This is a genomic window from Flavobacterium sp. UGB4466, assembly GCF_903469665.1.
GTDB classification, from domain to species: domain Bacteria; phylum Bacteroidota; class Bacteroidia; order Flavobacteriales; family Flavobacteriaceae; genus Flavobacterium; species Flavobacterium lipolyticum.
Map to the genome: position 1 here is coordinate 1 of NZ_CAGKLC010000002.1, position 11,501 is coordinate 11,501.

Sequence of the window (11,501 nt, forward strand, 5' to 3'; positions counted from 1 at the left end):
TATTGGAACAAAAAATACATTATGTTTTATTTTAATATAGTGTCTTTCTCAGGTAGTTTGGAACCACAAGTTGTAATCATGAAAAAAGAAAAGAAGAAATGGATCGTAGTTAAAGTGATTGGCGATTATGTTTATTACTAGTTTATGGGTTAAATATTGAGTATAAAGCAGTTTTTTTCGTTTTGATTAGGTATATCTCGACATGGCTTGGGTAGGCTTCAAAGAACGAGAAAGCTTTTTTACGAGAATAACTGCAGAAGGAAAAGGAGAACTATATGGTAGTACTTCTCCTGTAGGAACACCATGTAAAAAATAAAAATAATGGAACAGTTTAAAAAAATACTTGTAACAATTTATTTTTTCTTTTTCTTATATGCTAACGCGCAATATGTTAAAAGCTCTGAGCCTATTAATGCATTTTTAGCAACTCAAAAGATAGATAAGGAAAAGAAATATATTTTACAAGCTGATAAGGTTTCAAATAAACAAGCTTTAAGAATTTTTAATGGTGGTGAAGGACCTGATCATGTTGGGGAGCCAAATGTTCCTATAGATTATAAAGACGGTTTGTTTGTAGAAAAACATTGGAAAAAAATGTATGAAAAATACGTGTCTGATACAATAAAAAGATATTGGAGAAAGGAAGATTTTCCTGAGTATGATTTTGTATTAGAAAGTAAAGATGGTTTATTTGGATCGGCATTTCACGATAAATATATGAATAGTAAGATAGAAGATGTTGTAATGGTTTCCGAACCTATGTATTATATGGATAGAAAATATGTAATGTTTTATTACAATGTGGCATCTTTTTTTGGCAGTAATCAGCCAGAAGTTGTCATTATGAAAAAAGAAAAAGAAAAGTGGATTGTAGTTAAAGTGATTGGCGATTATGTTTATTACTAGTTTATAGTTTAAATATTGAATTTAAAACTAGTCGTTTCTTCAGTTCTTATTAAACAGGTCTATCTCGACATGACTTGGGGAGGACTTCAAGGAACTCAAGTATTTAATAAAAATTATCCTCATGATCCTAACGATAAAAAAATTAAAGATCGAGAAAGGATTTTAGCTAGAATTAATACCGAAAAATTGGGATCTCAATATGGTGTAGTTTCTTCTGTAGGTACATCTTGTAAAAAGTAAAACTATGAAACAATTAAAAAAAATATTTGCAGTAATTCCCTTTTTTATTTTATCCTGTACCGGTACACAATATGTAAAAAGTTATGAACCGATTAATGTGTTCCTGGAAAAAGAAATAATAGAAAAAGGAGGAAAATATATTTTGCAAACAGACAAAGCATCTAATGCGATAGTACTACGTATTTTTAATGGGAGTGAAGGATCTGAGCATATAGAAGACCCTCATTATTATATTAACGATGGTTTGTTTGTAGAAAAACATTGGAAAAGAATGTATAAAAGGTATGTCAATGATACGATTAAGAAATACTGGAAGAAAGAAGATTTCCCGAAATATGATTTTATCTTAGAGAATAGTAGAGACTGGCCCAAGCTTCCTTATAAGAGTGCTAAATATTTAGACTATGAAGTTATGATAATTTCTGAACCTATGTATTATAGAAATAAAAGATATATTATGTTTTATTTAAGCACATCATATTTCAGTAGTGGCTCTAGCCCGCAAGTCGTAGTTATGAAAAAAGAAAAAGGAAAATGGATTGTTGATAGAACAATGTGGGAAGAGGTTTTTTATTGATAAATAGATTGGAACTAGAAGATTTCCAAAGCATTTCCCGGCTGACTCTCAGGTGTATCTGGATTTGGCTTTGGAAGGACTTCAAAAAACGAATATATTCCTATAAAGAACGGGAAAGAATTTTCGCGAGAATAACTGCAGAAAGAAGAGGAGAACTATATGGCAGCACTTCTCCTGCAGGAACACCATGTAAAAAATAAAAATAATGGAACAGTTTAAAAAAATACTCATATTATCTATTTCTTTTTTTATTTTATCGTGTGTCAGTACAAAGTATGTAGATAGTTATGAGTCGGTAAATGTATTTTTGAAAACACAGAAGTTAGGCAAAAAAAAATATATTTTGCAAAGTGATAAAGGGAGGAATAAACAAGCATTAAGGATTTTTAACCGTGGAGAAGGGGCAGCTCATATTATAGATTCTTCAGATCCGGTTGACTATACTGATGATTTATTTGTCGAAAAACACTGGAGAAAAATGTATAGAAAATATGCAAATGATACAATAAAGAAATATTGGAAAAAGGAAGATTTCCCTGGGCATAATTTTTTTTTAGAAAAGGGCACTGGTTTAACGTTAAAATATGATATAGGGATTAAATATATGAACAGTGGAATTGAAGATGTTATAGTAATCTCAGAACCCATGTATTATTGGAACAAAAAATACATTATGTTTTATTTTAATATAGTGTCTTTCTCAGGTAGTTTGGAACCACAAGTTGTAATTATGAAAAAGGAAAAAGGGAAATGGATTGTAGTTAAAGTGATTGGGGATTATGTTTATTACTAGTTTATATTGAGATTCTGTGTAAGCACTTTTTTTTGTTTAAATAAGATATATGATAACAGAAGTTTTAAAAAGAATGCCTATTTGTATTATCCTAGCAATATATATCTGGACTTCAATAGCAATATAAACCGAAATGTTCTAACAGAATGTTTCGGTTTTTTTTTATTGTTATATATTGAGTGTGAGTAGAGGGCTTTGTTATTTGGATTTTTGGTTTTTTTGTGAGGAATTTTGGTTAAAAGTTTGTAGTATTAAGAATATTACAGTTAATTTGTTGAAATTATATTCCAAAATTCAAACAAAACCCACTTAGGACTGATGAATAAATACTTTAGTAATCTAGCATTCCATCTTTATGTTTAAGCTGTTGAAAAGAAAGCCCAGAGCTTATTCTAAGATTGAAAATCATATTTTCGGAATAATAACAGAGCTTTTAAAATTGAGCAGTACCGAAATCAATGGGGATGAATTAGGGGGGAAGTATTATTTAAGTAACGAAGAGCAGCATTTTAAAGTGACGGTCTTAGGTAATGATTATGTAATCAGGTTAACCAATACAAGAGATTCTGTTGCTGAAAAGTATGATAAAGCTTTTGTGGATGACGTTTTGAAGGCAATAAAAGAAGAGAAGCATCGCAGAATGGAAGAGGTTTATGATTCTATAACCAATAACATAGAAAAAATGGCTGAGCGACTGCACAACACACTTAGAGAATCTAATGAGCAGGAAAATCAAAAAGTCCGAAAACTGGAAACCAAAGATCGCGAAAGTAAAAAGGTAAATTAGAACCTTCTTTTTTCTGGTTTTAGATCATTTAAATGTGAAGACTTTATTTTTGCAGAATCATTTCTTCGTAAGTCAGGATGGTTTCGTATCCTTTTGAAGTAAAATAAGATCTGGGATCTTCTTTGGAGATTGTCATCACAAAATCTCCACCCCAGGCACCAAGGCTTTTTACAACTCCATTGAAATCCGGAAAAGCGGCTTCTTTGACGGTTTGCATTTCTAGAATATCACTCAAATGAACCTCGTGTTTTTCAGCGGCAAGAGCAAATTCTTTTGCTGTTTTAGCGTTGATAAGAGCGGAGGTAATTTTGTTGTTTTCGGCTATATTTTGCGCTAAATTCTGATTTTTATTGTTGTAATAGGCTTTTATGGCTGCTTTACTATTCTGTTTTTTATTGAGATACACAAAATGAATTTTATCTGTAAAATCCGGGTTAAAAGAGATCGGTTTTACAGCATTATTGTCAATTTGATAGAGTATTGGCGTGTCATTTTGTGCACAGGCAATGTCATAACCACTGCCACCAAAGCTGTTTTTTAATAAAGTAAAGGCATTGACTCTGGTCCATTGTGCAACATTGTTCAATAAAGTTGACGAAGTACCTAATCCCCAGTTTTTAGGAAATGTAAGATGTGTGCTGATCTTGTAACCGTCAGTATCTTTTAGGAAATCCGGGTTCAGAAGATAAGCTTCATGAAGAATTTGAATCAAAGTCGTTTTTACAGTCTCGATTTCTGACTTTGGATTGTCGATGATCTCTGAAAAAGGAATCGAATTCTCAAACCATAGCTGTCCGTCAAAATCATAACTTTTCCAGGTGATTTCCTGGTTTGTGCCATTTTCAACTACCAGATTCTGGCCAAATTTGGTAGGTAAGGCAAAAGCGTCAGCTCCGTCTAAAACAAGGTATTCTCCGGAAATAAGCAATTTTCCGTTACTGTAAAAAGTTGTTTTCATTCTTCAATTATAAATTAAATTCCAATCCCCAAACGTCGTTATAAATTCCAAATACCAATTAACCTTGGAACTTGGAATTTGAAGTTTGGAATTTAAAATTTTTACTTTTTTCTTAGATTTTCAATAAACTCCACCACAGCGCTATGTGATACGGCACTTTTCTTGAAATGAGTTTTAATCAAATGACGTTCTTCTTCAGTTGCTTCAAATTGATTGATAATATTGTTCAGGTGCATCTTCATGTGTCCCTCCTGAATTCCGGTGGTAGTTAAGGAACGTAAGGCAGCAAAGTTTTGTGCGAGACCGGCAACTGCAACGATTTCCATTAATTCTTTTGCAGAAGGTTTTTCAAGAATATCAAAACATAGTTTTACCAGTGGATGCAAAGAAGTCAATCCGCCTACAGTTCCCAGTGCTAAGGGAATTTCAAGCCAGAAGGTGAAAATTCCGTCTTCAATTTTAGCATGAGATAAACTTGAATATTGACCGTTTTTAGAAGCATAAGCGTGAACTCCGGCTTCGACTGCTCTAAAATCATTTCCGGTGGCCAGAATTACAGCGTCAATACCGTTCATAATTCCTTTATTGTGAGTAACAGCTCTGAAGGGTTCTACTTCGGCGATTTGAACCGCCTGTACAAAACGCTCGGCAAACTCCTGCGGATTCGGAATGTGTTTTTCTGTTAAATCTTCGATAGGGCAGGAAACTTCTGCTCTAACAATACAATTTGGTACATAATTAGACAAAATACTCATAATTACTTTTAGAGTCTCATCTTCCGAAAACAGATCAGAATGTTGAAATTCATCTTTTAAGGTAGTAGCAAATTGCTCCAGACAGGAGTTGATGAAATTAGCTCCCATGCTGTCTTTGGTTTCAAAAGTAGCGTGAAGCTGAAAATAATTTTCCAGAAGACTTCTTTTGTCTTTTAGTTTTATGTCTAAAATTCCGCCACCGCGTTGTTGCATATTTTTAGTTATGCTTTGTGTGTCAGTAAATAATGTAGGTTTAATCTGATTGAAAAAAGATTGCAGTTTTTCAGCATCTCCGTTGAAGGTAAAATGGACCTGACCTATTTTTTCGGTAGCCATAACCGTTGCTTTAAAACCGCCTCTGGTCGACCAATATTTTGCTGCTTTTGATGCTGCGGCTACTACCGAACTTTCCTCAATTGCCATCGGAATTGTGGTATATTTTCCGTTGATTAGGAAATTTGGCGCTACTCCTAACGGGATGTAAAGGTTTGTAATGGTGTTTTCGATGAATTCATCGTGCAATTGCTGTAGCTTTTCGTCTGTATTCCAGTAATTTCTTATAATAGAAAGGGCTTCTTCAGGGCTTGAAAAATAGGTATTGGCAATCCAGTTTATTTTTTCTTTTTTGGATAATTTCGAAAATCCGGCAACGGCGTTGTTCATTCTCAGTATTTTAAATAATAAAGTTGCGGCAAAGATACTATTTTAAGACTTTTGTTTGCAATGTATTTGAAAATTGAAAACTACGCAATCGTTATTTTTTTTTACATTTAACAATTAAAAAGGGTATTATGTTCATTTTTTTTATTAAAATTGGGCTCTTTTTTTATATTTAAAATAATTCTAATGAATACAGGTAAAATTACTGTTATATTTTTATTTTTAGTGGCCACTATTTTTGGTCAGCAAAAAATTACTGTCGAGAATATTTATAGCGGAGCATTTCGGGCAAAAGGAATGGATGAACTGCAATCGTTAAAAAATACAGACCAATATACGGTACTAAATGTAGATCAGGCCAGCCGAAGCATGCAGATTGATTTGTACGATTTTGCAACACTAAAAAAAGTAGCCAATTTAATCGATACAAAGAATCATGCAGCTCTTACTGAAGGAATTGACAGTTATACTTTTGATGCCTCAGAGAAAAAGATTTTAATTGCCTGTAATAGCAAACAAATTTTCCGTCACTCGTTTACAGCAGATTACTTCTTATACGATATCACCACAAGAACGTTGAGTAAATTATTTGATTTTCAGATTCAGGAGCCAACTTTCTCTCCCGACGGAACTAAAATCGCATATGCAAAAGAGAATAACTTATATGTGTATGATTTGGCTTCGAAAAAATCAACGGCTGTTACTACTGATGGAAAGAAAAATGCTGTCATCAATGGTATCACGGACTGGGTTTATGAAGAAGAGTTCTCCTTTGTTCGTGCTTTTGACTGGAGTAAAGACAGTAAAAAATTAGCTTACATCCGTTTTGATGAAAGCGCTGTTCCGGAATTCTCGATGTCAATCTTTCAAAAAGATTTGTATCCAACGATTGAAACGTTTAAGTATCCTAAGGCAGGAGAAAAAAACTCAATAGTATCTTTACACATTTATGATGCGGTGAGTAATGCGGGTAAAAAAGTTGATTTAGGAAACTATAATGACTTTTATATTGCAAGATTACAATGGACAAATGATAACAATGTATTATCTGCTCAGGTTTTAAACCGTCATCAGGACAATCTGGATTTACTGTTTGTGGACGGAACTACCGCTGCAACAAAAGTGGTTTTGAATGAAAAAGACAAAGCTTATGTGGATGTTACCGACAATTTGACCTTCTTAAAAGACAATAGCTTTATCTGGACAAGCGAAAAAGACGGGTTTAATCATATTTACTTATATGATAAAAACGGAAAACTTAAGAATCAGGTTACAAAAGGAAACTGGGAAGTAGTGTCTTACTACGGTTTCGATGAAAAAAATAAAACAATTTTCTATCAGTCTACAGAAAATGGTTCAATCAACAGAGATATTTATCGTATTGCTTTAGACGGAAAGAATAAAATTCGTTTGTCTAAAAATACTGGAACAAGTGCGGCAACTTTTAGTCCAAACTTTCAGTTTTTTATCAATACTTTCTCAAGCAGTACTCAGCCTACCACTTATACTTTGAATGAGGCGAAAACAGGAAAAGAAATCCAGGTTATCGAAAACAATCAGGCGCTTTCTGCTAAATTAACAGCTTACAATTTACCGACAAAAGAATTTTTTGTTTTAAAAACAGCTAAAGGCAATGAGCTTAATGCGTGGATTTTAAAACCGAAAGACTTTGATCCTTCAAAAAAATATCCGGTTTTCATGTACCAGTATTCTGGGCCTGGTTCTCAGCAGGTAAACAACGATTGGAACAATTCAGACGACTATTGGTTTGCATCCCTAACACAGCAAGGTTATATTGTGGCTTGTGTTGACGGTAGAGGAACCGGTTTTAAAGGGGCAGATTTCAAAAAAGTTACTCAAAAAGAATTAGGAAAATACGAAGTAGAAGATCAGATTGACGCCGCAAAAGTAATTGGAGCATATCCGTATGTGGATGCTTCAAGAATTGGAATCTTCGGTTGGAGTTATGGCGGATTTATGGCTTCAAACTGTATCTTCCAGGGTAATGATGTTTTTAAAATGGCAATTGCAGTTGCTCCGGTAACCAACTGGCGTTTTTATGACAGCGTTTACACGGAAAGATACATGCAGACTCCGCAGGAAAATGCAAGCGGGTACGATCAGAACTCTCCAATAAATCACGTTGACAAACTAAAAGGGAAGTTTTTACTGATTCACGGATCAGCAGATGATAATGTACACGTACAAAATTCAATGCAAATGATGGAAGCATTGATTCAGGCCAATAAACAATTTGATTCTCAAATTTATCCGGACAAAAATCATGGTATTTACGGAGGAAAAACCAGAATTCAGCTTTACAACAAAATGACTAACTTCATCAAAGAAAATTTATAATTATAAAACAAAACTAAAAACCTTAAATAAATAATAAAGAATATGGGAGAAACTCAGGTAAAAACAGCGCATCCAAAAGGACTTTGGGTATTATTCGGAACGGAGATGTGGGAGCGGTTCAACTTTTATGGAATGCGAGCTTTATTAACTTTATTTCTGGTAAATTCATTGTTGATGAAGGAAGAAGAGGCTTCTTTGATTTACGGAGGTTTTCTTGGACTTTGTTATTTAACACCAATGTTGGGAGGTTTTGTTGCCGATCGTTTCTTAGGAAATAGAAATTGTATCATCTTGGGAGGGTTGCTTATGGCAATCGGACAATTGTTGTTGTTTACCAGTGGAAGTGTTTTTGAAGGTAACAGAGCGTTTGCTACTATTATTATGTACACTGCATTAGGAGTTATCGTATTCGGTAACGGATTCTTCAAGCCAAACATTTCAAGTATGGTAGGAAGTTTGTATCCTAAACAGGAAAAGACAAAATTGGATAGTGCTTTTACTATTTTTTATATGGGTATCAATATTGGTGCTTTTTTAGGACAGTCTATTTGCCCTTTGTTAGGAGATGTTAAAGATGCCGGTGGAGTTAGAGATATTCACGCTTTTAGATGGGGGTTCCTTGCTGCTTCTGCTGCAATGTTTATCGGAACAATTCTTTTTTACTTCCTGAAAAATAAATACGTGGTTTCTCCTGAAGGAAAACCATTAGGAGGTTTACCTTCTAAAAATGACGCCTCTGATTTTGAAGAAGGAGAAGCTCAGAAAGCTGATTTCTCAAATAAAGCTTTACTAGCTGCCGGAATCGCTTTTGTCACTTTAGGGTTCTTTTTCCATTATGTGGTTGGTCAGAACTTGATTTATACTTTGATTTATTCTAGTGGTTTGTCATTGGCGGGATTAATTATTTCGGATACTTCTTTGACTAAAGTAGAGAGAGACAGGATTATTGTAATTTACATCGTTTCTTTCTTTATTATTTTCTTCTGGGCAGCTTTTGAGCAGGCAGGTTCGTCATTGACTTTTATTGCAGACAACCAAACGGATAGAAATTTCTTCGGATGGCAAATGCCTCCGTCAATGGTTCAGATTTTTAACGGACTATTCGTAGTATTATTAGCAGTGCCGTTTAGCGTACTTTGGGATACTTTAAGAGCTAAAGGTAAAGAGCCAATTTCACCGGTAAAATTAGCCGTTGGTTTAGTGGTGATTTCGGTTAGTTTCTTCATGATCGCTACTCAGGTTTCTTATATCGGAACATCAGGGTTGTTATTGGTAAAATGGCTTATTTTATTATATTTCTTAAATACATGTGCTGAATTATGTTTGTCTCCAATTGGTTTGTCATTGGTAGGTAAACTTTCTCCAAAACGTTTTGCTTCGTTATTGTACGGAGTATTCTTCTTGTCAAATGCTTCAGGTTATGCTTTAGGAGGAACTTTAGGTTCAATCTTACCGGCAACCGGAGATAAATTTGCAAAAGCAAAAGAATTAGGAATTGACCTTCAGGCAGTTTTAGACAACAAGATTACACCAACAGCTGAACAATTGGCTCTGTTGGAAAAACATCAGATTAGTGCACATAACCACTTCTTTGCCGGATTCGAAATTCATAACTTATACGAATTCTTCATGGTATTTGTGGTCTTAACTGGTATTGCTGCAATTATTTTATTTGCTTTGACTCCATTTCTGAAAAGAATGATGCATGGTGTTAGATAACATAAATCGTAATCATATATAAAAAATTACCTACAGGTTTAGGCTTGTAGGTAATTTTAATTTTAAAGACTTTATAGTTATGTGGAAAAAACACCCAAAAGCATTGCCATTCCTGTTTCTGTCTGAAATGTGGGAACGTTTTGGTTATTATTTAATGATCGGAATTTTTACTTTATATCTGAAAGATGTAAAGAGCGGTTTTGCCATGACCGAGAAAGAGGCTTCTGATTTATACGGGACCTTTATTGCTTTGGTTTTTCTGACTCCGTTTATTGGCGGACTAATTGCCGATCGATATTTAGGATATAGAAAATCAGTCATTCTTGGCGGAATTTTAATGGGAATCGGTTACTTCTTAATTGGAGTGCATGATTTGACCATGCTTTATATCGCCATGACTTTGATAATTGTTGGGAATGGTTTTTTTAAACCCAATATTTCTACATTATTGGGCAGTTTTTATTCTAAAGAAGAGTATAAAGATAAAAAAGATGAAGGCTACAATATTTTCTATATGGGAATTAATGTTGGAGGTTTTATCTGTAATTTCTTTGGAGCTGCTTTGCAAATCCTTTTGGGATGGCATTGGGCTTTTATGGCTGCCGGTGTCGGAATGTTTATAGGTGTTATTGTGTTTTTGTTAGGTACGAAGCATTATGTGGGGCACGACCAGAAAAAAGGAGTACAGGAAGGTGATATGCCTTTTTATAAAATTATACTGTTTATTTTATTGCCCTCTTTTGTTTTTGGAGCAATTGGCTGGTTGATAAAAGGAGTAGCTTCAGATGCTAATGTGAATAGTTCTATATTTGGTTCAGACAGTACAGACGCTTTTATTTTTGCATGTATTCCAATAGTACTCTTTTATGGATCACTTTATTTTAAAGCAAAAACAGAAGATAAGCGATCAATAGGAGCCTTATTGGCTATTTTTGGAGTAGTGATTTTATTTTGGGCAGTCTTTAAACTTAATGGCTCGGCACTTACTACCTGGGCAGACCGATATACTGACAGAGAAGTAACCGGAACATCCGGTAAGGTGATTGCTAAGCTTAAACTGGCAAAAGAAGTTGAGTATAAAAGGGACTCTACTGAACTATACGATGATCAGTTTCGTTTGCAAAAGGTAAATGGAGTGGTTAAGAAAGAAGTCAATTATCCTTTATATTTTAGAAATGTTGCTCCGGATAAATTACCGGCAGAAGGTGCTAAGGTTCATCTTTGGGCGACAAATTTAAGTCAGTCTATCAACCCGGCCTGGGTGGTTATATTAACTCCTTTGATCGTTGCATTCTTCTCTTTTTTACGAATGCGTAAAAAGGAACCTTCAACACCTACTAAGATTGCTTTCGGTTTGCTGATTTCGGCGCTGTCTGTTTTGGTTATGATAGCTGCTGTAAAAATTGGGAATAACGGAGCAGAGAAAGTCAGTGCCTGGTGGTTAGTCGCGAATTATGGTATCATAACAATTGGTGAATTGTTTTTGAGTCCCATGGGATTATCAGTAGTTTCCAAGTTAAGTCCCGTTAATATCACTTCCTTAATGATGGGAGGCTGGTTCCTGTCGACTTCTATAGGAAATAAATTAAGTGGAGTTTTAGCCAGTATGTGGGATACTTACGATAATAAAGTCAACTTTTTTTGGGTAAATTTTGCGCTGTTAATGTTTGCGACAATATTGATGTTTGCTTTAGTAAAGCAACTTAACAAAGTGATGAAAGAGAGAGGAATTAATTAATTATTTATAA

At 34.3% G+C, this 11,501-nt stretch carries 10 protein-coding genes; 8 read left to right on the plus strand and 2 right to left on the minus strand.

The features are described from left to right. The first annotated feature begins 321 nt into the window (after nucleotides 1-321). The 5 genes from JO950_RS00715 (at nucleotide 322) to JO950_RS00735 (ending at nucleotide 3,303) form a co-directional block, all read left to right on the plus strand. Nucleotides 322-906, plus strand: coding sequence for a hypothetical protein (locus tag JO950_RS00715; protein WP_229999580.1), 585 nt, complete (start codon nucleotides 322-324; stop codon nucleotides 904-906). Nucleotides 907-975: 69 nt separating this feature from the next. Then, the gene (locus JO950_RS00720; RefSeq protein WP_202700610.1) at nucleotides 976-1,146 is read left to right on the plus strand and encodes a hypothetical protein; all 171 of its coding nucleotides are present in this window, start codon (nucleotides 976-978) and stop codon (nucleotides 1,144-1,146) included. A 4-nt stretch (nucleotides 1,147-1,150) separates the two neighbouring features. After that, complete coding sequence (locus tag JO950_RS00725) at nucleotides 1,151-1,723, plus strand: hypothetical protein (RefSeq protein WP_202700611.1); 573 nt, start codon at nucleotides 1,151-1,153, stop codon at nucleotides 1,721-1,723. Between the two features lie 205 nt (nucleotides 1,724-1,928). Then, complete coding sequence (locus JO950_RS00730; protein ID WP_237732248.1) at nucleotides 1,929-2,516, plus strand: hypothetical protein; 588 nt, start codon at nucleotides 1,929-1,931, stop codon at nucleotides 2,514-2,516. Nucleotides 2,517-2,871: 355 nt separating this feature from the next. Continuing rightward, a complete protein-coding gene (locus JO950_RS00735; protein WP_017494789.1) occupies nucleotides 2,872-3,303 on the plus strand; it encodes a hypothetical protein in 432 nt (143 codons plus the stop codon). Between the two features lie 43 nt (nucleotides 3,304-3,346). On the opposite strand, the gene JO950_RS00740 is transcribed toward JO950_RS00735, so the two are convergent. Beyond that, nucleotides 3,347-4,261, minus strand: a complete 915-nt coding sequence (locus JO950_RS00740) for a GYDIA family GHMP kinase (protein WP_202700612.1) — start codon at nucleotides 4,259-4,261, stop codon at nucleotides 3,347-3,349. A gap of 101 nt (nucleotides 4,262-4,362) precedes the next feature. Further along, complete coding sequence (locus tag JO950_RS00745) at nucleotides 4,363-5,679, minus strand: hydroxymethylglutaryl-CoA reductase, degradative (RefSeq protein WP_202700613.1); 1,317 nt, start codon at nucleotides 5,677-5,679, stop codon at nucleotides 4,363-4,365. Nucleotides 5,680-5,862: 183 nt separating this feature from the next. Between JO950_RS00745 and JO950_RS00750 the strand changes: the two genes are divergently transcribed. The 3 genes from JO950_RS00750 to JO950_RS00760 all read left to right on the plus strand — a co-directional run bounded on the left by JO950_RS00750 (nucleotide 5,863) and on the right by JO950_RS00760 (nucleotide 11,491). Further along, a complete protein-coding gene (locus JO950_RS00750; RefSeq protein WP_202700614.1) occupies nucleotides 5,863-8,034 on the plus strand; it encodes a S9 family peptidase in 2,172 nt (723 codons plus the stop codon). Nucleotides 8,035-8,076: 42 nt separating this feature from the next. Further along, complete coding sequence (locus tag JO950_RS00755; protein ID WP_202700615.1) at nucleotides 8,077-9,753, plus strand: peptide MFS transporter; 1,677 nt, start codon at nucleotides 8,077-8,079, stop codon at nucleotides 9,751-9,753. A gap of 79 nt (nucleotides 9,754-9,832) precedes the next feature. Further along, nucleotides 9,833-11,491 carry a peptide MFS transporter gene (locus JO950_RS00760; RefSeq protein WP_202700616.1) on the plus strand — a complete coding sequence of 553 codons (1,659 nt, stop codon included), beginning with the start codon at nucleotides 9,833-9,835 and terminating at the stop codon, nucleotides 11,489-11,491. The last annotated feature ends 10 nt before the right edge of the window (nucleotides 11,492-11,501 follow it).